We start from the raw sequence: 24,694 nt of genomic DNA on the forward strand, positions 1-24,694 counted from the left end.
CTTCAGTGAATGGTGATCGTTTCATCAAATCGGCTGCGCCGCCCGCATAAACCTTCCCATCCGCTCCAGCACCTTCTCCAAATCGAAGAGTGAGGCTGCGTAGGAGCAGCGAATAAAACCCTCTCCGCCGGATCCGAATACATGTCCCGGCACGACCGCCACCTTCGCTTCCTCCAGCAGCCGAAGAGCGAACTGCTGAGATGACATGCCAGTAGAAGCAATTGAAGGGAAGGCATAGAAAGCTCCCTCAGGTTCGTGACAGGTTAGTCCGATTGCATTCAAGCCTGCTACAAACAGCTTGCGGCGTTCATTGTAGCTCGCCATCATCTCATCCTTGGCAGCCAAGCCATGACGCAATGATTCGATTGCGGCGATCTGCGCGATGGTAGGGGCGCACATGGCCGTGTACTGGTGGATTTTAAGCATGCCGGCTATCAACTCGCGCGGGCCGCAAGCATAGCCTACCCGCCAGCCTGTCATCGCGAATGCTTTGGAAAAGCCGCCGATGACAATCGTACGCTCCTTCATGCCCGGGAAGGAAGCGATACTGACATGTTTTCTGCCATAAGTCAGCTCGGCATAAACTTCATCCGAAATGACAACCAAATTATGTTTGATAACGAGCTCTACAATTGGCATCCAATCCTGCTTAGTCATAACTGTTCCGGTCGGATTACACGGATAATTGATCATCAAAGCCTTCGAATGAGGCGTAATCGCCGCTTGAAGTGCTTGGGGAGTCAGCTTGAACTGCTCCTGTACCGAAGCCGCTACCTCCACGATTTTACCGCCATGCAGATGGGTAATCGGTTCATAGGCAACATAGCTTGGCGCCGGAATAAGCACCTCATCACCCGGATTAATCACTGCTCGCAGAGCCAGATCGACGGCTTCACTGCTCCCCACTGTCACGAGAATTTCCTGCTCGGGATCATAGGAAAGCGTGAAGCTGTCGGCAAGATAAGCCGAAAGCTCCTCCCGCAGCTCCATCGAGCCGGCATTCGAGGTATATTTCGTCTTCCCTTCACGCAATGCTTGAATGCAGGCTTCACGCACCTTTTCCGGTGTAACGAAATCCGGTTCTCCGACTCCAAGGGCGATTGTATCTCCGCCTGCTGCATTCAGATCAAAAAAAGCGCGAATACCCGATGGCCGAATATCCCGTACACGCGAGGATAAAAACTGCCCTGTACCTTCTTCACTAAACATCTTGCACCATCCCCCATTCCTGTTTCCGCTCAAGGAGCGAGCTGGCAATAATACGGTTCAGCAGCTGTGTAAACGTCATATCTGCAGCTGCTGCGCTCTTCGGAAGCAGGCTATTCTCGGTCATTCCCGGTAAGGTGTTTACTTCCAGCACGTAAGGTACATCCTGACACAAAATCATATCGACTCTTGCATAGACCTTGCACTGCAGCAGCCGGTAGCTGGCAAGCGCAGCTTCACGCACACGCTGCCGGGTAGCTGGAGGGAGCTGGATCACCTTCTCCTCAGCGCCGCCGGGCTCATATTTCGCTTTGTAGTCGAACCACTCCGAATGCGCGGAGCGAATCCCGATAATCGGTAATACCTCGCCGTCCACAATCGAGCAGGTAAGCTCCGTTCCTTTAATATAGGGCTCAATCAAGATCTCCTGATCGAAACTGCAAGCTTGCTGAACAGCCGGCAGCAATTCCTTCTCCTTATGCACAAGTTGGATACCGATGCTGGATCCCCCCATATTCGGTTTCACAATAACCGGGTAACCCAGCCGCTTCACTGCCTGCGGTTTATAATCCTTCATCCCCTGCCAGCAAAGGCCTTCAGGCGTATGCACGCCTACAGCCTTCAGCAGCTTTTTGGATAGTTCCTTATTCATGCATAGGCTGCTTGCCAGGACACCGCTGCCTGTATATGGAATGCCCAGTGTCTCCAGCACTCCCTGCACCGTGCCGTCCTCGCCATACTGGCCGTGAAGCGCCAATAGCGCGAGATCTATGTCTGCCTGTTGAGCCTGTGCGATTAAATCCGCTCGCTGATCGATCACAATTGGAACCACCTCATAGCGGCTGCGATCCAAATGCCGGATCATCTCTTGACCTGTCTGCAGAGAAACCTCTCGTTCAGAGGAAATACCACCCATAATAACGCCGATCTTCATCATGATCCCTCATTCTCTTAAAAATCGTTATGCCTGAAGAAAGCTGCGCGCCTCTTGGCCGATTATCTGAATACCCCGCTCGATATTTTCATCCGTCACTCGTGAAAAACCAAGCCGCAATGTATTCGTCCCTTCGCCTTCTTGAATAAAAAACTTGTCTCCCGGCGTAAAAATAACCCCCTGTTCTGTGCAAGCTTCTAGCAGTTGGCGTGTATCTACGCTTGACGGGAAGGTAAGAAACAAATGCAAGCCCCCGTCGCCAGACAGCTGCGCCTCAGGGAGATGTGCTTCACAGCACGCCTTCGTCAGCTCATATTTGCGCTTATATTCCATACGCGCTTTTTTTATATATTTATCGAAATTTCCGTTGAGCAAGTATTGATATAAAATCGATTGATCGATTGTTGATGTATGAATGGTGCGTGCACGCTTAATGCTCTCCAGATTGTTGATCAGCGACCGGTCTCCAAGCACCCAACCCACTCGCAAGCCAGGGAACAGCACCTTGGAGAGGCTGCCGATATAGATGACTCCGTTCCCTTGCCCTGCTGTCGCTATTAACGGGGCAACATGTGCTCCCGAGTAGCGCAGTTCCTCATTGAATCCATCCTCGATCACCGGAATCTGATAGCGGGTCATTAATTTGATAACGGCGCTGCGCTTCGCCGGCGACATGACGATGCCAGTAGGATTGTGATAGGAAGGAGTCAAATAGGCCAGATCAAAACTGTTTGTCTGGTTCTGCAATACCTTCTCAAGCTGTTTCACATCAATACCGTCACGCTCCATCGGAATGCCGGTAATTTCAAATCCTTGCAGTTTCAAATTTTTGATCGCTGTATGATGGGTCGGATTTTCACAAATGGCCGCTCCGCGGCGCGCCGAAGGGCGCAGTGCCGACAACACAATGTCAAAGCCTTCTGTAAACCCGCTTGTAATCAACATATCCTTGCCGCTTATATCGATGCCCTTATTCTCCATATAACGTATCAGGTAATCGATCAGCGGCTTATAGCCCTTGGCATAGCCGTAGTTGAGCAGCACCTGCCCTTCGATTGCCATCCGATCCATAAAGGCTCGCCTTACATCCCCCAGATCAAACAACTGCTCATCCGGAGCGATGCTTGTGAAAGAGATGACTCCTTTTTGGGCGCGAATGCCCTGCTTCATCCTATCCAGCTCCACAGCCGATACAGCATACTCGTTCATTCTTGCCTTCCAGTCGATCTGCCAGGCGGCAGAGCCGTCAGCTCCTCCGGGGTCTGCAGTCAAATGCCCTCCCGTAGCGGCCACATAGCTGCCTTTGCCGGGAATCGCATACCTAAATCCGTCATCCTCGAGACCCTCATAGGCTGCAATGACTGTATTGCGGCTCACCTTTAGCAGACCGCTCATTTCTCGTGTGGAGGGCAGCTTCTGATCCGCCTGAAGCGCACCTTTTATAATTAACCGTTTGATGTATTCTTTCACTTGCAGCGCGACCGGACGGTCACCGACGAGCTTGAAATCCTGGAACATCGTTCATCGCCCCCGTCTATAATGATGGCATAGGAGACCGGAGAAAAAAAGAACCACCGCACTGGATTTTTAATCCTTCGGTGGTTCCTCCGCATTTTATCCCCTGTACGTCCTCATTTTGTTATGATAATGTATCAGTCAATGGAGTGTGAATAATTGTTCATATATAATCTTTTAGAGCAATCCATAATCCCGGAGAAACATTAGAGGTGAATGAATGCTAAAAGTAAACCGAGATGACGAACGTCCCATCTGGCAGCAGCTTCTAGACCAAGCGATTCATAATATCACAACCGGAAAATGGCCGCCGGGCGAATTGCTGCTCCCATCCCGCGAACTCGCTCCATTGATTGGCGTTTCCCGTTCAACCATACAGATTGTTTACGAGGAATTATTCAGCCGCGGGTACACCGTAACCTCTCGTCGCGGCGGGACAAGAGTCAGCAAATGGACCTATGCGACCCGTCCTTCAGAGGTTTCAGCGACACAAGGACCCGTCCCCCCCGAATTGCCTTTATTAAACTCTGCAATCGGCCATTTGCACAGTTGGTTCGGAGACAAAGAAAATCGAAAAGCAGAGATCGATTTTAGTCCCCATGAGCCTTATTTAGACGGACATTTTCAAAAGAATTGGAGGCAATCTTTTTTACATGCCTCCACTGAAACAGACCTGGACAGTTGGGCTTACGGCGACTCCTACGGATTCCTGCCGCTGCGAGAGCAGATTCAACGTTATTTGTCACTTGAACGGGGCGTTCATGTGCATATCGATCAAATCATACTAACATCAGGCGCACAACATAGCATCGATTTGATCGCACAAGCCCTTTTACATGAAGGAGATACGGTTTCGGTTGAAGATCCCGGCTTCCCTGCTGCCTGGATGGCGATGAAGTATCGGCGTATGCAAGTTGTACCCGTTCCGGTCGACGAGTACGGGCTATGCGTTAACCGCATTCACCCTCAATCCAAACTTGTCTTTGTTACGCCATCGCACCAGTGTGCGGTTGGAGTTATTATGTCGGAGCCTCGCAGGCAACAATTGTTACACATGGCTGCCGGGCAGCGGTTTTGGATTGTTGAGGATGATTACGACAGCGAATTTCGATATCGCGGTGATCCGCTTCCAACCTTGTTCAGCCAGCGACCTCAGAACACGTTGTATATGATGAGTTTTTCCAAAATGGTTGCACCCGGTATTCGGATCTCGGCCATCATTGGTCCCAAAGAGGCCATTCGTCAGCTTGCCCGGGTTCACGAATTAACCTATCGTCATCTTCCGATTATGGAGCAAATTACGCTTACTCATTTTATCGAACATGGTCATTTCATGCGTCATATGAGACGAGTTCGCAATATATATCGGCGCAGGCACGAAGCCATGACGAAGGCCATCATCGCGACAGGTCTGAGTGAACACTTCACACTAAGTGGCGTAGAAACGGGATTGCATATGCTGCTTGAAGCTAATCAATCATTTGACGAAGAAGCCGTGACGAACCTGGCACTCGAAAAAGGAATCCGTGTTTATCCGCTTAGCGCGTATTGTTTGGAAAGCGATCGTAAAGGATGGGTACTTGGTTTCGCTAAAGTAGATGAAGCAGCCATTGAAGAAGGCATTTATCGTCTGGCGGGGATACTTTTATCTTACAAGCATCCCCGACCCTAATCGTCCCGGTGCGCGTTTTCGTTCCAGTAATAGCCATCCGGCAAGTAACGTTGGCCAAATACGCTTGTCCCTACGCGGATAATTGTTGCTCCTTCTTCTATGGCCACCCGGAAATCACTAGACATGCCCATCGAGAGGATATCCATTTCTACACGCGGAATCTTTTTCTCCCTAATTTGTGATTGAATAGATTTTAATAATCGGAAGCAGTGCCGGGTCTCGTCGTTTGCAGCATTCAGTTTTCCAATCGTCATTAAGCCTTTCACGCTTAACGTTTCGAACTGTGACAATTGTTCCACCAACTCCAGTGCCTCTTCGGGACGAGCACCAAATTTACTTTCTTCGTAGGACGTGTTGATTTGCACAAGAATATCCATGGTTTTGTTCTCTTTGACGAGCTGATTGTGTAGGGCCTGCCCCAATTTCAAACGGTCCACAGAATGAATGAACGTAACATATTTGACAACGTCCTTCACTTTATTCGTTTGCAGATGTCCGATAAAATGCCATTCCACTTGATTATATTGCTGCATAAGCGGAAATTTGTCCCGAAGTTCTTGCGCTTTGTTTTCCCCAAAAAGAGCTTCACCCGCTTGTATGGCCATTTGCAATTTATCAAGCGGTACGGTTTTGGTTGCCAACAATAATTTCACGTCCTCCAGCTTGCGCCCCGAGGCTTGGCAAGCCAATTCCATCTGCTGCCTCACGATTTTGAGATTCTCTTCAACCAGATGGCCCATGTGTCTCTTCCCCTCTTTCCGCCCACGTTTGTAAATGATCACATTTTTAAATTCGATGATTTTGTTGAGACTCTACGGGTACTTGTGTATAAATAAGAATATCTCACACGGTTTTTCCAGGTTTGAACATTTTTTCTTCTTCTACTGCATTTTCTTTCGCGGTGATATGGTGTGGATCAATTCTGTACACCTGAACAGGACCGCCAAATACCGCTGACCGGTATTTATCTACGTGCTGCCGAGGTAACGGCCGATTATAGTAACCAGGCACATACTTATGCATCATTTCTTGCAGCATGTGTGTAGCTTCATCCAGATCGACGATAGGCTGTGCCTTGCCAAAAATCATTACACTCATATAAGCTGTGTCCGTTTTGGCCGGCACCGGATCAGTAATAGTTCCATATTCTTCACAAACCGTAAAACAGACCTCCGGATTAGCACCCATCACCTGATTTCTTCTCCCACCGGTGGCTCCATGGAAATAAAGCTTCCCATTTGTCCAAACGAAATTGAGCGGAACGACATACGGCAGATGACCATCGACCATACCAAGTTGTCCGATTCGAGCTTGCAGCAGAAATGTATCAATCTTACTCTTGTCCAACACTTCTCTAATCTTGTAACGTACTCTATCCATTGTTATCACTCCTATTGTATTGAAGTATCGTGAGGTAAGTTTATCAGCCATTGGAATGGATATAAACGTCCATAAATATAGAATTATTCCAATCCATAATTAACGCAACGCTCTCCTAAAGTTGACGAACAAGGTCTAATGAAGAAGAATGTGGGGAGTATATTTCATCTTCTCATATGACGGAAACAAAAAAATACCCATCCGTCATGGATGAGTATTTTGAGGAGGTGCACGTGGACCTCGGAATCAGTAAGTCCGCGGCCCTGTCATATGTACTGATCGGTCTTACGCAACTCCGACGGTTACTTCATATGGGACGGACTTGTTTTCCGGATGTGAAAAAGAATATCAAATTGTTCCAGTAAAGACGCGTCGAAGTATACCGGCGCGTTCGGGATGAGTTGTCCCCCTAGGCTCAGCAGAGGTCGCTTTTCACCAACCCATTGCTTGGCCGGTCCTTCAAGATGGCGGGCATCAAGCAGAAACATTTCAGGAGAAACTTTTCCAAGCATATAATTGGAGCTGTTCACATCCTGAGGAATTTTTTCCGTTCCGAGCTTCCCGGTTCCGTCAGGTCTGTATTCGCTGTATAGGGTGAAATCGCCCTCCGAAGTGGTGCTTCCCATGACGATATATTGGTCGCCAAGACGCTTTTTCAAAAAATTACCGGAACCGTCCGGATATAATTGTTTGTCGATAATTCCTTTGGCTACGTGGATGTTGTGGCCCCATACCATCGTTTTACCATCAAGCGCCTCCCCGGCCCATACCGCATGGTCGGCCATATATTGCTCGTGCAGCTTTATCATGCTTGGATAGTCATCAGGAATCAGCATGGTGGTGAAATTCCGTATAGCCATCGCTGTTCCTTTCACCCAGACAAGCTCGGCTGCATCTTTCTCTTTGTCTGCCTGTTTGGTCTTCTCTTCAAGCAATCGGACGACTTTCTCTGCGTTCACCTTAAACCGCTCTCGTACTTCGGGGGACAGCTTCATATAATCCTGCAAGTTTCCGGTTGATAACTGAAGCTCTTTGTAGCTAAGCTCCACTTCTGCCAGCATATCGGGATAATGCCGCTTAACATAATCTGTCACTTTTTGATAGACACCTGAATCCAGCGATTTTATGTCAAGTCCGATAAATTGAATTTTCTTCTTGTTCGCAGGATCGGCATTATACTCTTTCATCCACTCCAACATGGCTACAATTTCATCCGTCGGATACAACAGATTCAAAAATTCTCTTGGATTCCCTTTTCCCGTTTGGATATATTCATTCAGCTTTAAACCGCTCCCCCAATCTTCTTCCATCCCAAAATTCGTAAAACCCAGCTCGGTGACCAAATACTTCACAAGCCGAAACTTCATCGTAAATATTTCGGAGCTTCCGTGAGTACTCTCTCCCAATCCGACATAACGGGCATCTCCGATCATGTTCTTCAGCGGCTGCAAATCATCGAATGGTTGCATCGGGTCAATCGTCTTCAATGGCTTCGCCTGCGATTTAATGGATGAGATCATATCGTTTTGGACAGGCTCAGTGGATTGGGTAACTACTACCGTTTTAGTCTCCCCTTCCTTTGCGCACCCTCCAACCAGCAGAGCGGCACTGACCACCGCTACCATTCCGCCGTACATCATTTTCTTTTTCATCGTCTCCACCTCATTCAACTAGTTAAGCAAGATAATCCGCAAGTTAATACAATGCGTCAATCGCTTTGATCCGATTGTCACTCATTTACTATCATTTTTCCTAGTGACGAACCGTCATAAAACGGTTTGACAAAACATCACGTTGAGAGAAATGACTTTCTATCACTAGCGATAATGACAATCCCCCGGTGATAATGAGCTCATCAAAACGTACCTAATGATTACGAAAAAGGATGTGAGCTTGATGGAAAATCAGTCAATATTCTGTTAGCTCTTTAGCTGAAGAGTAAGCTAATGAATGAAGAACAAACTAATGAATGAGGAAGGAAAGGGTTACTATGATATCTAATGCGGCAGCGCTCTCTACCAAGGAACAAGTTCATCGTGCCAGAAAAGGTCTTCTACTCTTTTTAGGAATCCTGCTCGTTTTTTCTATTATCATGAATATAGCCGTAATCTTGACGAAGAGCATCCCGCTCATCATCGTGTACATGTTTACGCCCGCGCTCTCTTCCATTCTAGCCCGGATTCTCTTGCGGGAAGGGTTTAAAGACGTATCGTTCAATCTCGGTAGCACGGGAATATGGAGAGGCATCGGGTTGGCCGTACTGATACCTATGATCATCTGTTTCATCACCTACTCCATCGCCTGGTTCAGCGGACTAGCTATATTTCAACTTCCTGTGGGCGGTACGTTAGAACCGGTCTTCCATATTCTCGGACTGCAGCATCTGCCAACCCCGCTGAATTTCATTCTGATAGTCGTCGTGACCGGGATTCTGGGAAGCTTGATCAACCTGATCCCGGTTATGGGAGAAGAAGTCGGCTGGAGGGGGTACATGCTGACAAGGTTGGTCGATGCCAAAGTTCCGCGTCCCATCCTCGTTAGCGGTTTGATCTGGGCAACCTGGCATGTTCCAATCGTGATAGCCGGTTTATATGTAGCAGGGCCGTCCGTTATTCTCACTGTAGCCGGCCTCTACCTATGTATCGTTCCATTCGGCTATATTATCGCCTATTTGCGGCTTGCCACAGGCAGCGTCTGGCCTGCGGTTATCATCCATTCCGTGTGGAATGCCGTTGTTCAAGGACCATTCGCGCGTGCAACTACCGGAAATCATACCGAAATTTGGATCGGAGAAACCGGTATGATCACTGCTTTTATTATCTTTATTGCCGCGATCTTTGTATCCCGCAGAAAACTTCTTAAGTAAGCCGGAAAGTTTCAGAGTATTGCCAATTAAAAAAAGCCTTCGTCCGGCCGTATACCGAACGAAGGCTTTTTTTGACCTTTCAACATATGGATCAGGAGTCTAACTTAACTATGCGTACAAATTTCTGAAGGACAGTCGAGCTGTGTTATTTCCATTCGAGAGATCGGAAGGAATACCTGTGTTCTTGTCCTCCGACATTCATATAATAAAAAACTGCCGATTTTGCCGGCAGCCTGTATGTCTGTGGATGTGATGATTACATCAAGTATCTTCCCGTGATCGACTGCTCCGCATGGATGATCTGCGGAGGTGTGCCCTCGAACACCACCTGCCCGCCCTTGCTGCCTCCGTCCGGTCCCATATCGATGATCCAATCCGCTTGGCTGATCACATCGAGGTTGTGCTCGATGACGATCACGGTATTGCCGGCATCCACGAGGCGGTTCATAATCTCCAGCAGGTGACCGATATCTGACATATGCAGCCCGGTCGTCGGCTCGTCCATCACGTAGATGCTGCCTTTCTTATGCAGCTCGCTTGCCAGCTTGATCCGCTGGCATTCCCCGCCCGAGAGCGTGCTGAGCGGCTGGCCGAGTGTAATATAGTTCAGCCCCACATCACTCATCGCCTGGAGCTTGCGCACAACCTCTTTTAGCTGGAAAAAATCCAATGCCTGCTCCACCGTCATCTCCAGCACTTCCGCAATTGACTTTCTGTTCAGCTTGTACGCGAGCACTTCTTCTTTGAACCGTCTCCCCCCGCATACTTCGCATGGCAGCTTCACACTGTCGAGGAATGCAAGGTCGGTATATACAACACCCAGCCCTTGACAGTTCTCGCAAGCCCCCTTGGAGTTGAAGCTGAACAAGCCTTGATTGACTTTGTTCGCGGCAGCAAACGCCTTGCGCACATCGTCCATAATACCTGTGTAGGTCGCAGGATTCGAACGTGTCGACACGCCTACCGCCGACTGGTCGATGACAATCGCATCCGGATGCTGGCCGAGGAATATTTCGTTAATCAGCGTACTCTTGCCCGAGCCGGCCACACCCGTAACTACTGTCAGCACTCCGGTTGGGATATCTACACTCACATTCCGCAGGTTGTGAAGTGTGGCATCCTTGATGGACAGCTTGCCGGATGGCTGCCTGCAATCATGCTTTGTCTGGAGCTGCCGCTTCATATGGGTGCCGGTCAATGTCTCTGCCTCCAGCAGGCCTTGGAAGCTTCCTTCATACACGATGGCACCGCCGCGGCTGCCGGCGTAAGGACCGACATCGACGATATGATCCGCCACCTTGATCACATCGGGATCATGCTCGACGACGATCACGGTATTGCCCTTGTCGCGCAGCTTCTGAAGCAATTCATTTAACCGGTGTACGTCACGGGGATGCAGGCCAATGCTGGGTTCATCAAAGATGTACGTGACATCCACCAGACTGCCGCTTAGGTGCTTCACCATCTTGACCCGCTGCGACTCGCCGCCGGACAATGTATCCGTCTCGCGGTCCAGCGTCAAATAGTCAAGCCCGATGTCCACCAGATGCTGCAGCCGCTCTGTCAGCGACTTAACGATCGGCGCGGCGACAGCATCGTCAATCTCCCGAATGACGCGAATGAGCCGGCCGACCTCCATGGAAGACATCTCCGCAATGTTGAGCCCATTGACTTTGCAGCTGAGCGCGGCCTGACTGAGTCTCGCGCCGTGGCAGCTGGAACAGGGACCCTCGGAGATGTACGGCGCAACCGTTTTTTGTGTGCGCTCGGACTTCGTCTTCACATCCTGCTTGATGTATTTGTTGGTGAACTTCTCAATGACGCCTTCCACGGTAATGTTAATTGTCTTCCCTCCGAACAGCGTCGCCACTTTCCTCGCCTTGCCGTACAGCAGTTGTTCCAGCTCCTCCTCCGAATAATCGCTCAGCTTCTTGTCGGGATCGAAGGGCCCCGACTGTATGATTATTGTCCAATCCATGCTGTCCACCGAATAGCCCGGCAGCAGAATTGCCCCTTCATGGAGCGACTTTGACTTGTCCAGCGCCTTGCTCATGTTGACGCACAGGCTGCGACCGATCCCGTTACATTCGGGACACATGCCTTGCGGATCGTTAAAAGAGAACATGTTGGCTTGTCCGACATAGGGCTGACCCGCTCGTGAGAATAGAAGACGGAGAATGGGAGAGATATCGGTAATCGTGCCCATCGTGGAATGGGAGCCGCCGCCCAGCCGCTTCTGATCGACGATAACAGCCATGCTCAGGTTTTCGATCGCGTCCGCATCCGGCTGCGGATAGCGGGGCAGGAAAGTACGCACGAACATGCTGAAGTTCTCATTCAGCAAGCGCGTGGATTCTGCGGCAATCGTATCGAAGACGATCGATGACTTGCCGGATCCGGATACCCCGGTGAATATCGTGATCTTCCGCTTGGGAATACGTAAGGATACGTTCTTTAGATTATTTTCCCTCGCAGCCGAGATGACGATATATTCCTGATTAGATTCGCTCATGATTGACACCCTTCCGATTGTTAATTTCCACTTGAATTCACATTGTACCATCCGCCGTGCATAGAAAGTATCAACCTGGGAGGTGATGCGATAGCTCTTCTCGGTTTGATGTTTAGAGATAGCTGCTCCTCATGCTTTGGATGATTACTGAAATCCGGACTATGTAAAGAATCCTTTTTGCGTTATCCACTTCCTCCCATAAGAACGGGGCTTAGCAAATGGATCGCTCACATACTAGCTTTATCCATACGCATCTAGTGTAAACATATCACGAAACGACAAGAACTTGGCAGATTGTCCGGAAAAGACATTAAACCGGCTGCAAACGATATGCAGCCGGTTTAGGTTGATTCGGGTCAAGCATGGTTCAACTATCGTTCCCATTGGTTTTAGCCTTCAGGAAAGAGATAGTTAGCACCGAATGTGGTTATTGTTCCAACAACTTTTCAAGATTACCGCACCATTTGGTCCAGCCATACTTGGCTCCATTAAGTGCTTGATCATTTGAGATGCCGGTTTGTTCGAGATGAAGGTTAACCTTTCCGTCTCCTAAATCCTTCAGCGTCCAGGTAACCGTGTGTTTCTCCCCGCTGGCCCAAGTATAGGACAACCGGTTGGGTACGTCCACGACAAGCACTTCACCTTCAATAATTCCGTTCCACCATTCGGTCGGCTGCGCGCGGAACTGAAAACGGTGTCCTACGACGGGCTTAAAATCATTCTCCATCGCTTGACCGGTGTGGATGTCGGCCACCCATCTGGCAAGCTTGCTTGAATCGGTTAAGGCGGACCAAAGCTTCTCAATCGATGTCTTATACTGAAAATCCAGGGACAAGGTTAAACTCATTCTTCTTCCTCCTCTAATAGTTGGTTCAATCGCAATAAATTTGTACTCCAGAACTTGCTGTAGAAAGCCACCCAATCTTGAATTTCTCTAAGTGGAGAGGCGTTTAGCCTAAATCGCGTTTCTCTGCCGACTTTACGGTCAAGTACCAGTCCGGCTTCTTTAAGGATGGTCAAATGTTTGGATACCGCCGTACGGCCCATTTGAAACTGTGCCGTTAATTCATGAAGAGGTATCTCCTCTGCTTCCGCTAACAGATGAATTAGTCGGCGCCTAGTTGGATCTGCAATCGCGTCAAACACATCCCGCAACTGATGGTCCTCGCTCACAACACCCTCTCCTAAATCGTTCATTGATTCTCTTATTAGACACCATTTGGTGACACTTTTATTATATGACACCATTTGGTGTCTCGTCAAGCGGAATAGCGGCCGATCACACTTTTAAAGTTAGTAAGAACTTGCATGCATAAAAAAAACCGCGCACTGCGCGGAACTTAACAAGTACAACCGGATTCAGCTATGTTGGTTTTTTACTCCCCACTCACATAAATCTTCCAAAATGGGTAATAGGCTTTCCGCTTTATTTGTGAGACTGTACTCGACTTTAGGGGGAACTTGGGGATACTCTTTCCGTTTAACCAGGCCGTCCGCTTCCAATTCTTTTAATTGTGAACTCAATGTTTTATAAGTAATTGCTCCTATTTGTCTTTTCAGATCATTAAAACGTACAGGCTGGTTTTCTGCCAAAAGATAAAGAATAACCATTTTCCATTTGCCGGAAATGACGGACATTGTATAACCAAAAGGTGTATCTTGAATATGTTTAACTTTCCCTTTATATTCAGCCATACTCATATTTACACTATCCTTTCGGGTAGTACCTATCAAAATAGTGCGTACTACTTATTTATTTGTGCTCAGTTTATACTAACCTTACTTTGAAGTAAAGGAGAGAAAAAAATGACTACTGCTACAACCTACAATCACGGTGTTGCGTGGGAAGAAGCTTTCGGTGTCTCCCAAGGCTACAGCTCATTGATGAGTGTCCTTAACATATGGGTATACGAGCCAAGTGCTGCCGGTTTTTCTTACGCTCCTGCGCAGCCGTGAGTAATAAAGTTATTCAACCGGTCGGCAATAAACACAAATTTTTGTCTTGAGCCAATTGCCGGGTCGTGCCGGCAGTTTTTACGCTATCCTTAGGTTCAGAGCCTCATCTTTTGCTCCAAGAATCCTTTAACGAGACGATCCGGTTAAATACAAGCCGATCCTTGGTACTATATTTTGTATCCGCACAAAAATAGCCATGTCGGAAGAATTGGAATTTCTGTTCTGGAGAGGCATATTTGACGAAAGGTTCCATTAAAACATCCTTTATGCTGACCAATGAGGCAGGATTTATCCTTTCAGTCCACCCCCCACTATCCTCCTTCGAATTGTCTTGATCGAGCAGCAGTTTATCATAAAGATTAACATCTGCCTTAACGGCGTGGTCCGCAGATACCCAATGAATTGTCCCCTTCACCTTACGCCCTGTAAACCCCGTGCCGCTCTTTGTAAGCGGGTCGTAAGTGCAGTGAAGTTCCGATATTTCACCGGTTTCCCGGTCCTTGATCACTTCTTCACATTGGATGAAATACGCCCCTTTCAGCCTTACCTCGGCATTCGGACTCAGCCTGTGAAACCCCTTGAGCGGCTGCTCCATAAAATCATCACGCTCAATATAAATTATATTGGAAAAAGGGACTTCTCTTTTCCCTAGAGATTCGTTTTCGCTGTTATTTTCTATCGTTAACAATTCCACCTCATCTGGAGGATAATTGGTAATGACGACTTTTAGAGGGTTCAATACTGCCATGACACTAACCGTTTTTTCTTTCAAATCCTGTCTGAGGCAATGATCTAAAAGGGAAATATCTACCGTACTTTCCGTTCGAATATTGCCAATTAATTCGATGAAATTGCGGATGCTTTCCGACGTGAAGCCTCTTCTTCTAAGCCCTTGGATGGTTGGAAGCCTTGGGTCATCCCAGCCGTCAACGTATCCTCCTTCTACCATCGGTCTTAAAAAGCGTTTGCTTGTCACAACACCTGTAATGTTCAGCCTGCCAAACTCCCTTTGCCGCGGCGGTTCATGGTAACCAAGTTCTTTTAAGACCCATTCGTACAAGGGACGGTGGTCTTTAAATTCAATTGAGCATAAAGAATAGGTGATCCCTTCGAGTGCGTCTTGAATAGGATGAGCAAAATCGTACATCGGATAGATGCACCAGTCACTTCCTGTCCTGTAATGCTCAGCATAAATAATTCGATAAATAATAGGATCACGCATATTTAAATTCGGCGAAGCCATGTCAATTTTGGCACGAACAACCTTAGAAGCAACTGGGAAATCGCCGTTTTTCATTTTTTCAAAAAGTTCCAGATTTTCCTCGACTGAACGATTTCTATTAGGACTGTCTACACCCGGCTCCGTCAAAGTCCCTCGATACTTCGTTACTTCGTTTGGTGTCAAATCACAGACGTAGGCTTTCCCCTGCTTGATCAGTTTAACTGCAGCATTATAGATTTCGTTCGAGTAATCGGAGCCAAAGTAAATGTGGGTACCCGGATCGTATCCAAGCCACTTTATGTCTTCGATGATCGCGTTGACGTACTCGATGTCTTCTTTAAGTGGATTCGTATCATCAAAGCGTAAATGAAATGTCCCGTTAAACTTTTGAGCCACCGAATAATTCGTGTGAATGGCATAGGCGCTCCCAATGTGAAGGTAGCCATTAGGCTCGGGTGGAAAGCGCGTGCACATTTTGCTGTCAAAAGGGTTATGTTCAAGCTCTTCTTTAATCAACCTGAAAATAAAATTTTCGGTTAGATGCTCCTTCTCGTTAACCATGTCGACTCCTCCTAATGAACTGGATATGGGAAAATCAATAAAAAAAATCTCACCCCCAAGACCTTAAGTCTTGGGGACGAAATTTTCGTGGTGCCACCCCAGATTCATTAATATGTCGCCATATTAACCTTTTCAAGTACGGCATAGCAGTCCATGCTTATACTCTAGCTCTGTAACGGGAGCTCCCGTTATGCCATCCCCGCCTACGGTTCCGACATCCTGCTCTGAGGCTTGCTTCAGGGAAAAACTCTTGACTCCTTTTCAACTGCCGGAGCTCTCTGTACAAGAACATGTTCCCTTACTCTTCTCGTCATCGCGTTTAATTATTGAAATCATATTATCAAAGCCTTCTCTTTTTTGCAAACTGCCGACAATTTCGTTGCAAAATGGCTACGATGATAACAGGGACGCGCCCAATCTTAATCATACGGACAAAAGTCTGCCAAAATCCGTCGTTAATCGGCTTCAGGCAGACATTTGTTTTACTTCACTAATTCGATTTCGATTGACTTGCCGTCTACCGCATCGAATTCAACCGTGGTTGTCGCGGCGCCGGTGCTGAGGATGCGCGCTTCGCTGTTTGCCTTTTTCAACTGCCATAGGCCGTTCAATGTCACCGTGACCTTCTTCAAGATGCTCTGTTTTAGCACGTCGGCATTCGGTATCGACTGGTTCGGATATTTAGGCAAACGCAGATCGGGATCGGCGACGCTCAGTAAGACTTCATTCGCGTCCGCCTGCTGGACGATCGCCGTAATCGGATCGCTGCTGCTGTACAGCAAACCCTTGTTAATCGGCGTGCTGCTGTTAAAGACCGCGTATCCCGTCAACAGCTTGCCCGGCTCGGTATTTTGAACGATATGCGCGCTGCTGTCCTTTTGCAGAACAGTATATTGGGTATTGTTCGCGAAATCGGCTGTCCCCTGAGCGCCCGCTCCGACTTTAATCGCGTACTCATAGCCGGAAGATGCCGGAGCCGTGCCATGATTAATATATGCAGTCGTATAATTGCCGGACGTATCCGCGGTTCCCGAGCTGTTCTTGGAATGTTGTACTCCCCGTTCGATAACCGTGCCTGCCGGATTCGGCAGCACGTACCCGTTGCCGTATGGATCTACGATCCATGCTTTGGTTGTTCCGGTAACGGTTTTCGTATAAGTCGGGCTCACGATAGGCGTAGTGGAATTATACCAGAAAGGCGTCGAACTGCTTGGCATATACGATTGAAACAGCACGGTTTCCGTCGGATGTGCATCATCCGTATTAACGATATCCGAGCCCAGGCTTACCAATTTATCTCCGAAGAAAAAGACGGATTTGTTCGCTTTAAAGCTCGTATCATAAACGGTATCGTGAAGCTTCATGGCGAAAAGACCATACTGGTTTTTAAGCGACGCGCCACCCGCAAACGTGCTGTCTGTAAAAGACCGCGTCGGCCCGCCCCCGGGCAGCGCAAGTTCGTTCAGGGAAAAATGCTTCACGGTCGTCCCCGGCCAGCGGCTGAAGTCCCAACCCGCGCCTACGTTAATCCCGCTTTCTATAATACCGGAAGTCGGACCGTTATTGATAATCTGCAAATTGCCGTAACTCTGATACCGGCCATATATATTTTCCGAAAGATTCTCCGTCGTTTGCGGGTCGAATTTATTGGACGCTTCGAAATCCCAGGCGTATTGGCTCCAGCCTTTGAGTCCGACCAAGCGGTCGTTGATTCGGTTAACGGCAAGCGCGCCGTACGGCTTTACCCAGAAACCTTGCGGATTTGCTTTCGGGCTGAACCCTGCTTTCGAGAGCGAATCCGCCAGCTGCAAGCCGCCAAGTGTATCCAAATAAGAGACGCCATATGTATCTGCCGAAGGGAACAGTTCATTTTGCAGCAAAATCGACTGCGGGTCCCACAATCTCATGAAGGTGGCGGCTAATTCACTATCGGTCGGCGTCTTCGCAAGCGCCAAATAAGCGTATGCCGGCAGAATGCCTGTGAGCGGCCTTGTTTGACCGGGGAAACGACCCGTCGCACCGATCGGCATATCGTATTTATTGGAAACCTGTTCAATGGTGAGCAGGCCTTTTTTGATGTTGCCGAACGCGGCATCGGACAGCGCAAATGGCGTGCCATTCAGGAAATAAGCGATCAAAGACGCGGCATGAAGAGCATCTGGCCCGTAAGCGTTCAGGTACACGCCTCTGTGATGGAATAGTGAGCCGTCAGGCTTAATCGTTCCCGCATAGCCAGGAGCGGTTTGCAACGCTTGTTCATACATGCCGATCAGACCTTTCATGTACTGGACTTTTTTGGGCGTATGATCCATACCCAGCACATAGAGCAGATCGTACAGAAATTTCGTCCGGAATTCGTCCGGCGTCGTTTCTACATAAACGGAATTATCGAATGTTTTGCCAAAATTGGAATACCAGAAGCTCGTTCTGGACTCGCGTTCAAATATTCCCGCTTCCTTCAGTTCGTTGCGCATTAAGTAAACCGCATGGAAATATCCGTTGTTTTTATTCATTTCATGATCCTGCGTACCGAACGCGCTGCCTTCCGCCCAACCTTGATCGTTCATATAATCGAGCACGTCGATCACTTTCTGCTTGCTGGCCGCATTTCCGTTTATCTTGTAGTCAAAGACGAGCGGAAGGAGCACTCTTTTGCTGATATCCTCACCGAATTTGCGTAAATGCGGGTCGCGGCTTGCATACAGGGCGTCGCCAGTTATCGAACCATCCGGATGTCTTGCGATATGCAGCGTATTGTAAGCCGCAAGTCCTGCCGTAATAAAAGCCTGAAGCGAGTCGTATCTCGTTTTGAGCGGGCCCGTCAAGTTTGCATATTGGAGCGCATCGCCATAAATCCACTTTTCATATTTGTCGGCAATCGCGTCAAACGCTTGGATTTGCTGCTGGGTGATCGTCGGTTCCAACGGTATCGTAGGCTGCTGTTGACTGTACAGATAGACATTATCCCAAGTGCTGGCTCCTACATCGATACCGGGTTTAGGCATCTGGTAATCCGCGGACCGTGCTTTAATCATCGCTGAAGAGAACTCCAGATTGTCGAAATAAAGACTGCCCGACGGAACCGAAGCGGGAGGGACAATCTGCATCAATTCGAGCGCATTGCTTTGACTTTTCGTGTAGGCAGGGTTATTCCCCTCCTCCCGAAACTTAACCCAGACGGCCCGCCACCCCTTGAAGTTCAGATTCACGCCGAAGGAGTAATGGTAAATGCCGCTGTTGATTTCGGTGATCTTGCCAAAATTAAACGTAACTTTGTCATTTACCGGCGATTCGTTGTAAATCCACACCTTCATGCCGCCGTTCTTGACGTTGGCAGCAGCCAGATTAGCCGGCTGGGTATCGCGAAGCTTAGATCCGTTTGACCAGGTCCATCGCAGACTGCTTTGCCCATGCTTGTAATGCTTGCCGGAAACCGCTGCGGAACCGCCGTTCTCCACGGTCCATGTTGAGGGAACGGCCGCCGCTTCAAAGGATTCGGTCTGGGAATAATCGTCTGCGGCTAATGTCTTATCGGGCAAAGAAAACCATGCGGTCGCCGATATCGCTATTGCCGTCAGGAAACTGATCCCTTTTTTCCATACACGTGCCCATCCTTGGTTCATCATTTTTCCTCCCTTGGATATGTTCCTGGCTCAGGAACGAATAAATATGAAAGAAGCTCGCTTTGCCTAAGGACATGGTTCATGTGTCCTTTCAGAAAACGAGCCTCCAGTCATCCAGTCGGCATTTGTTTCAATTGCGGTGAAGCTATTTTAATTGCTTATAATCTTCTTCGGTAAAGTCTTTATCCGGATTCCAGTTCGGGAACGCAAAGTCGTTTCGGCTGACGTTGACACCGCCGGATTTTATCTTGCCGATCGCATCGTCCAAGCCTTTATCGGCTTTGTCGTTATATGCTTTGAGCGCCCCGGCCCAATCCTTCTGGGCACCCGTCAGTCCCGCCTGTAAAATCTCTCCGAAAGCCGGCTTGATCTTCGGCTGCGATAAGGCGCCCAGCTCGACGATCACTTTCGCCGTTTGCGGGTTTCTGACCGCATAGTTCGGACGCTCGTGCAGCAAATCTTTGTGAAGCCGGACAAACTGCTCAAATTCAGGATACGGATACAGCTTTTTGTCGTTATTGATGCTTTCGATCGGGGTTAAAGCAACACCCTTGTTCAAATAGTTCTCGTAAAACAACGGCGATGCGAACCCGTTCTCGATAAACTCGCCGGCTTCCTTCGGATGCTTCGTATTGGCGGAAATTAAATATCCGGTCGCGGTAGCCCGGTTATAATAATATCCCGGGCTGCTGCCGTCTTGCGTAGGCACTCCGGCCAGTCCGAAATTCGCGTCCGGCGTGTCGCGTTTGATGATCCACATCCGCGCGCGGCCTTCTATAAAAAACGCGGCCTTCGCCTGACCGAACAGGACGGTGGCCTCTGCAAGCTTCATCGTATAGGACGATGGCAGGATACTGCCGTCGTTCTTCAATTCGTTCAGGAAGTTGAAGGAATCGATCGTTGCTTTGGAATCGAACGCATAAGTTCCATTTTTATAATTAAAACGATAGGAGCCGTCCCCCACCTCTTCCTTGTTCAGACCGGCCGCCAGCCCGTCGACAATTTTGGCGATCCCCGAAGCCGTGGCGCTTTCGCCTCCACTGAAGACGAGGCCGTAAACGTCGCCTTTGCCTTTTTCCGTGACGGTTTTGGCCATGCTGCGCAGCTCGTCCCACGTCTTCGGCGGCTTTTCGGGATCAAGGCCCGCGTTTTTAAGCACATCCTTGTTGTAGTAGAGAATGGAAGTCAGGACAGGACCGGTGATCGGCCAGGAATAGGTTTTGCCGTCGATAAGATTGACGCCTTCCTGGAAAGAGCCTTCGGCGAACTGCTTCTTCCAGTTGTCCGAAACAATTCCGTCAAACGGCAGCGCCCAACCGTTCGCGACGACCGTCCGGACATCCGTGTTTTGCGGCGTAACGAACACGTCCGGCAGCTCATTCGAGGTTGCGGCGGCTTGGATTGCCGTATGATATTCAGCCCAAGGCATATATTTGGCCTCGACGCGCACTTTGCCTTTATGCTTTTCGTTGTAGGCTTTGACCATACGCTGCCCGGGGCTGTCGCCGCCTTTCAGAAAATCGTCGCCCCCCCATAAGGTCAGAACAACCTCTTTGCCATCTTCCGGCGTCGTTTTGGTGTTCGTTTCTGCCGCTTGGTCGGAAATTCCCGAGCATCCGCTCAGAAGCAATGCGGCGCATAACGCAAGCGCCCCTCCGGCATTCCATCGTTTGTTCGACATCGGTTCTCCCTCCATAGTCCGATCGGACATTATTTCTAGGTGTAAACTATCCTTTAACGGCTCCGGCAACTCCTTCGATAAAATAACGCTGGAGCGCTATAAACACGGCAAGAATGGGTACCAGCGCGATGCTCGCCGCTGCCGCCATTCCCGTCCAGTCCATCGTCTGTTCGCCGACAAACTGATACATTCCCACACCAAGCGTGCGAAGCTCGGGTTTGGACAAGGTGAACACAAGCGGCATCAAAAACGCGTTCCAGGTCCACATGAACTGCATAATGGCGGAAGTCGCGATAATCGGTTTAGCCAGCGGCAGCATAATTTGCGCGAAAGTGCGGAAAAATCCGCTGCCGTCCATTTCAGCCGATTCTTCCAGCTCCTTCGGCAGGCCTCTGAAGTAGGCGACGAAAAGCAGAATAAACAGCACGTGCCCCCCTCCGACTTCCGCCAGTATGACACCCCAGATTGAGTTGTTCAGCCCTATTTCGTTGACTAACATGTAGGTCGGGATGATCGTATAGCCTTTGGGCATGAACATCGTGGCTGTGATCGCCGAGATGAACAGCAGCCTTCCGCGAAAACGGTAGCGGCCGATCGCATAACCTGTGAGCGAGCAAACCGCAATGACGATGAGCACGACAGAGACGGTAACCACAACCGTATTCCAGAAATAGACCGAGAAATGAGCCGTTTCCCAGGCCCGCTGATAATTAGTGAATCGGAACTTCTCAGGCAACAGCGAGATGCCCGATGTGATGTATTCCGTGTTCGTTTTGAATGAGGACATCAGCATCCAGACGAACGGATAGATCCAAACGATCCCGACGCCGATGAGCCCCAGATGGGCTGCCACAAGCAGCGGTGAACGGCCGCCCCGTTTTCTTTTCATGATGACCCTTCCCCTTCCTATCATCTATCCGCCTGCGGATTTTCGCCCGCCGCTCAGCCTGACAAACAGTCCCAGAAGCAGCGAGATCATCATCACGGCAATGCCGTATATGACACCTGCGGCGGAAGCGAAACCGATCCTCGCCTCTCCTTTTCCGGCGAACGCATACCGGTAAATATAGACATCCACCATATCCGTTTTAAAAGCGGGACCTCCTTCGGTCATTGATTTCACGAGGTCGAAAACGTGCAGTGCATTGACTGCCGACACCAGCAAAATCACGCTTCCTACCGGAATAAGGAGAGGCATCGTGATATAGCGAAACAATTGCAAGTGAGAAGCGCCGTCGATGCGGGCCGCCTCAAACAGCTCTTTCGGCAGGGATTGGATGCCGGCGAGCCAATAGATCAGCTTCATGCCGAAGCTTTTCCATATGCCCACAAGAATGACAATGAGCAAAGCGGTATCCGCGGAGCCGAGCCAATCGATCGGCTTAGGAATGATTCCAATCCGGAGCAGCATTTCATTGACCAAACCTTTGTAGGCTCCAAAAATGAAGCGCATCACAAGTCCGACCACTGCGGTCGTCGTCACCACCGGCAAAAAATAAATCGTCCGGTATATGACCTTGCCGCGCATCCAATCCGCATTCAGCAGCAGGGCCGTCAACAGCGCGAGAGGCACCTGAATGCCGACAAGGCAAACCATGAAAACCAGGCTGTTGCGAAACGCGTTCCAAAACAGCGGATCGGTCAGTGTTTCCCGGAAGTTGTCCCACCCGATAAACGCATGCAGCGGTCCGTAACCCGACCAGTCGAAAAAAGCATACACATAGCTCATCGCTATGGGATATACCGTAAAAAATAAAAACAGAGTCAGCTGCGGCGCAATAAACAGCCAACACCACAACGCTTTCCGGTTGCGGTAATGAAGCCTGGAACGCTTGTATTCAGCGCTTCCGCGGGAATGTGTTTGCACAGCAGTTTCCATCATGTGCCCCCTTCTCTTAAAACCCGGCGCGGAACTCCCGATTGCATAACAAAAAGACCTCCCCCATGAATGTGTTCAATGGTAGACGTCTCCGGTCGTCCGGTATTCGTCATGCGAATCGTCATGCAAAGTTATTCTCGGCTGCTTCCCTCAGGCAAGCGCATAGATCGGGGATAACCACGCGCACTGGCCGTTAATTTGTCGAATTTCGACGTGATATACGTCGCACTCGGACTCAACGACATCGTCGCTCCAGGTTTCTCGCAGCGTATACAATCGTTCTTCTACAGCACGGTGAATCATGAAGGCTTCGGAATTATACGCCCTTAGATGGGTAGTACGGTTACCTTCAAGCAGTTCTCCAATCGTAGCCTTGATGATGCCCCCATTTAGTTCCGCGTTCACAACCGTGTCGCGGTCGCCCTCCACTTCGAGAATGAGTCCTGCCGTATGAGGATGAAGCGTGGTCGGATTGCGGAATGTCGTACATGTCCATTCGACCGACGTATCGTTTTGCCGAGTGATTTCGTTACCAAGCGCGTTCATGGCGGGGTCGTCCTTCAAATCCGGCGTCGGGGCCAGTATGCTTCGACCGCGGAAGCACGTCTCCACCGACAGAAGTTTCCCCGCATGAATCTCTGCCTTCCCCTGCCAGGCATATCCGTTCTTGGAATTGCCCCAGCCGCATTCAACTTTCACTTTATATTTGGAGCTTCCGGCGTCAGAAATCGACTGCGGTGCGGTCAAATCTTCGCCGTTGAATACTTTGAACGGCTTCACGTTTTTGAAAACGACGACTTTGTCGATTTGATCGCTTGCCGTTACCTCCAACGCGAAATTCCGCTTGGCGCCCTGCACTTCGCTGCCTATCGGTGCTCCGTTAAGCGTAAAGTTGCAGCGAATTTTATCGCCCGTCACGGCATAGGTGCGGCGCGCCAGGATCGCGTCCCAGATCGCTTCGCGCGTCTTCGACTCGGCCAGAACGGCCAAACGGCCGTCGCCGTATGAGCCCGGATACCCGGCATGATGATCCGTCGAGCCGACGAAACCGAAACGAAGCTTACGCTTCAGCGCCGCATACACGCTCGATCTTGAATCCCTGGGACCCATATCATGGTAATAAGGATAGGGACTGTGATCCGATAAGCCGCTGCCGTGCTTGGAGTACACTTCCACAATCGGGCTGACGTTCGGATCAAAGCTGTCCCAATTGCCGCCGCGATAGCCGGGCGTGTAACCGACATGATGCGGCACGGCGATGACCCTGTACTCGCTCAACTGCTCCAGGATCGCTGCCGTCGAGCTTCCCCCGACTAACGGAAGATCGTCATCCGGCGATACAAAGTGATGATCCCCGTAGCGGCTCGAATGCGCTTCGTAGCCTTGAAACGTAACAAACTCGTGCGGGACATGGAACGATTTAACCGTTTCACGCACTTGTTCCCAGTTACCGCGCAGTTTGGCGAATCCCTCCGTATGGAAATCCACGAGATATTCAAGTCCCTGCGTTCGGTCCGGCATATCGTGCCAAGAACCATGCCCGATAATGGCGCAAAAATCCAACTGGCTCTTGGCGGCTTTCAGCGCGTTTTCCAATCCGCCAAAGCCGTAACTGATCCCGCAGTGGTTATGTAAATCTCCCCAATATAAATTCATTCTCTACTCCTCTCCTGTCTTTCCGCAAAGA

Annotated in this window: 19 protein-coding genes and 1 other annotated feature; of the genes, 3 read left to right on the top strand and 16 right to left on the bottom strand. The window is 49.5% G+C overall.

Annotation, left to right across the window (positions count from 1 at the left end; all coding sequences use genetic code 11):
* Positions 1-24 precede the first annotated feature (24 nt).
* The 3 genes from HMPREF1207_RS00085 to HMPREF1207_RS00095 are packed head-to-tail and all read right to left on the bottom strand — an operon-like array spanning position 25 to position 3,658.
* Complete coding sequence (locus tag HMPREF1207_RS00085; RefSeq protein ID WP_009673919.1) at positions 25-1,209, bottom strand: aminotransferase class I/II-fold pyridoxal phosphate-dependent enzyme; 1,185 nt, start codon at positions 1,207-1,209, stop codon at positions 25-27.
* On the bottom strand, positions 1,202-2,140 hold the full coding sequence (locus tag HMPREF1207_RS00090; RefSeq protein ID WP_016423333.1) for a D-alanine--D-alanine ligase: 939 nt from the start codon (positions 2,138-2,140) through the stop codon (positions 1,202-1,204). Before HMPREF1207_RS00090 ends, HMPREF1207_RS00085 begins: the two co-directional genes overlap by 8 nt.
* A 27-nt stretch (positions 2,141-2,167) precedes the next feature.
* The gene (locus HMPREF1207_RS00095) at positions 2,168-3,658 is read right to left on the bottom strand and encodes an aminotransferase-like domain-containing protein (protein WP_009675142.1); all 1,491 of its coding nucleotides are present in this window, start codon (positions 3,656-3,658) and stop codon (positions 2,168-2,170) included.
* Between the two features lie 217 nt (positions 3,659-3,875).
* Between HMPREF1207_RS00095 and pdxR the strand changes: the two genes are divergently transcribed.
* On the top strand, positions 3,876-5,327 hold the full coding sequence (gene pdxR / locus HMPREF1207_RS00100) for a MocR-like pyridoxine biosynthesis transcription factor PdxR (protein WP_009675139.1): 1,452 nt from the start codon (positions 3,876-3,878) through the stop codon (positions 5,325-5,327).
* Here the strand turns inward: pdxR and HMPREF1207_RS00105 are convergent.
* From HMPREF1207_RS00105 to HMPREF1207_RS00115, 3 genes are all read right to left on the bottom strand, one after another.
* A complete protein-coding gene (locus tag HMPREF1207_RS00105; protein ID WP_009675145.1) occupies positions 5,324-6,067 on the bottom strand; it encodes a YggS family pyridoxal phosphate-dependent enzyme in 744 nt (247 codons plus the stop codon). The genes pdxR and HMPREF1207_RS00105 overlap by 4 nt on opposite strands.
* Positions 6,068-6,170: 103 nt before the next feature.
* The gene (locus tag HMPREF1207_RS00110; RefSeq protein WP_009675143.1) at positions 6,171-6,707 is read right to left on the bottom strand and encodes a pyridoxamine 5'-phosphate oxidase family protein; all 537 of its coding nucleotides are present in this window, start codon (positions 6,705-6,707) and stop codon (positions 6,171-6,173) included.
* Between the two features lie 302 nt (positions 6,708-7,009).
* Entirely contained in the window at positions 7,010-8,332 is a 1,323-nt protein-coding gene (locus HMPREF1207_RS00115) for an erythromycin esterase family protein (RefSeq protein WP_170318688.1), read from the bottom strand.
* A gap of 365 nt (positions 8,333-8,697) precedes the next feature.
* On the opposite strand from HMPREF1207_RS00115, the gene HMPREF1207_RS00120 reads away from it, so the two are divergent.
* Positions 8,698-9,573: a CPBP family intramembrane glutamic endopeptidase gene (locus HMPREF1207_RS00120; RefSeq protein WP_009675141.1), complete on the top strand. Its 876-nt coding sequence runs from the start codon at positions 8,698-8,700 to the stop codon at positions 9,571-9,573.
* A 256-nt stretch (positions 9,574-9,829) separates the two neighbouring features.
* Here the strand turns inward: HMPREF1207_RS00120 and HMPREF1207_RS00125 are convergent, their stop codons facing one another.
* The 4 genes from HMPREF1207_RS00125 to HMPREF1207_RS00140 form a co-directional block, all read right to left on the bottom strand.
* Positions 9,830-12,085 (bottom strand): ATP-binding cassette domain-containing protein, encoded by a 2,256-nt coding sequence (locus HMPREF1207_RS00125; protein ID WP_009673210.1) that lies wholly within the window; start codon positions 12,083-12,085, stop codon positions 9,830-9,832.
* 427 nt (positions 12,086-12,512) lie between these two features.
* Positions 12,513-12,932 carry an SRPBCC family protein gene (locus tag HMPREF1207_RS00130; RefSeq protein WP_009673192.1) on the bottom strand — a complete coding sequence of 140 codons (420 nt, stop codon included), beginning with the start codon at positions 12,930-12,932 and terminating at the stop codon, positions 12,513-12,515.
* Positions 12,929-13,282, bottom strand: coding sequence for an ArsR/SmtB family transcription factor (locus tag HMPREF1207_RS00135; RefSeq protein WP_256124199.1), 354 nt, complete (start codon positions 13,280-13,282; stop codon positions 12,929-12,931). Before HMPREF1207_RS00135 ends, HMPREF1207_RS00130 begins: the two co-directional genes overlap by 4 nt.
* A 162-nt stretch (positions 13,283-13,444) precedes the next feature.
* Positions 13,445-13,786 carry a winged helix-turn-helix transcriptional regulator gene (locus HMPREF1207_RS00140; protein WP_009673224.1) on the bottom strand — a complete coding sequence of 114 codons (342 nt, stop codon included), beginning with the start codon at positions 13,784-13,786 and terminating at the stop codon, positions 13,445-13,447.
* A gap of 105 nt (positions 13,787-13,891) precedes the next feature.
* Here HMPREF1207_RS00140 and HMPREF1207_RS30095 point away from each other — a divergent pair, with 105 nt between their 5' ends.
* Positions 13,892-14,041, top strand: coding sequence for a hypothetical protein (locus HMPREF1207_RS30095; protein WP_016423334.1), 150 nt, complete (start codon positions 13,892-13,894; stop codon positions 14,039-14,041).
* 103 nt (positions 14,042-14,144) lie between these two features.
* Here the strand turns inward: HMPREF1207_RS30095 and HMPREF1207_RS00145 are convergent, their stop codons facing one another.
* The 6 genes from HMPREF1207_RS00145 to HMPREF1207_RS00170 all read right to left on the bottom strand — a co-directional run bounded on the left by HMPREF1207_RS00145 (position 14,145) and on the right by HMPREF1207_RS00170 (position 24,663).
* Positions 14,145-15,824 carry a glutamine--tRNA ligase/YqeY domain fusion protein gene (locus HMPREF1207_RS00145; protein ID WP_009673200.1) on the bottom strand — a complete coding sequence of 560 codons (1,680 nt, stop codon included), beginning with the start codon at positions 15,822-15,824 and terminating at the stop codon, positions 14,145-14,147.
* Positions 15,825-15,893: 69 nt separating this feature from the next.
* Positions 15,894-16,147 (bottom strand) — a binding site (T-box leader).
* A 159-nt stretch (positions 16,148-16,306) separates the two neighbouring features.
* Positions 16,307-19,447, bottom strand: coding sequence for a chondroitinase family polysaccharide lyase (locus HMPREF1207_RS00150; protein ID WP_016423335.1), 3,141 nt, complete (start codon positions 19,445-19,447; stop codon positions 16,307-16,309).
* A 145-nt stretch (positions 19,448-19,592) separates the two neighbouring features.
* The gene (locus tag HMPREF1207_RS00155; protein WP_009673205.1) at positions 19,593-21,128 is read right to left on the bottom strand and encodes an ABC transporter substrate-binding protein; all 1,536 of its coding nucleotides are present in this window, start codon (positions 21,126-21,128) and stop codon (positions 19,593-19,595) included.
* A 46-nt stretch (positions 21,129-21,174) separates the two neighbouring features.
* Positions 21,175-22,017, bottom strand: a complete 843-nt coding sequence (locus HMPREF1207_RS00160) for a carbohydrate ABC transporter permease (RefSeq protein WP_016423336.1) — start codon at positions 22,015-22,017, stop codon at positions 21,175-21,177.
* Between the two features lie 24 nt (positions 22,018-22,041).
* Positions 22,042-23,010, bottom strand: a complete 969-nt coding sequence (locus HMPREF1207_RS00165; protein ID WP_016423337.1) for a carbohydrate ABC transporter permease — start codon at positions 23,008-23,010, stop codon at positions 22,042-22,044.
* Between the two features lie 147 nt (positions 23,011-23,157).
* On the bottom strand, positions 23,158-24,663 hold the full coding sequence (locus HMPREF1207_RS00170; RefSeq protein WP_009673215.1) for a DUF3604 domain-containing protein: 1,506 nt from the start codon (positions 24,661-24,663) through the stop codon (positions 23,158-23,160).
* Between the last annotated feature and the right edge of the window lie 31 nt (positions 24,664-24,694).

This window comes from Paenibacillus sp. HGH0039, assembly GCF_000411255.1.
Taxonomy (GTDB): domain Bacteria; phylum Bacillota; class Bacilli; order Paenibacillales; family NBRC-103111; genus Paenibacillus_F.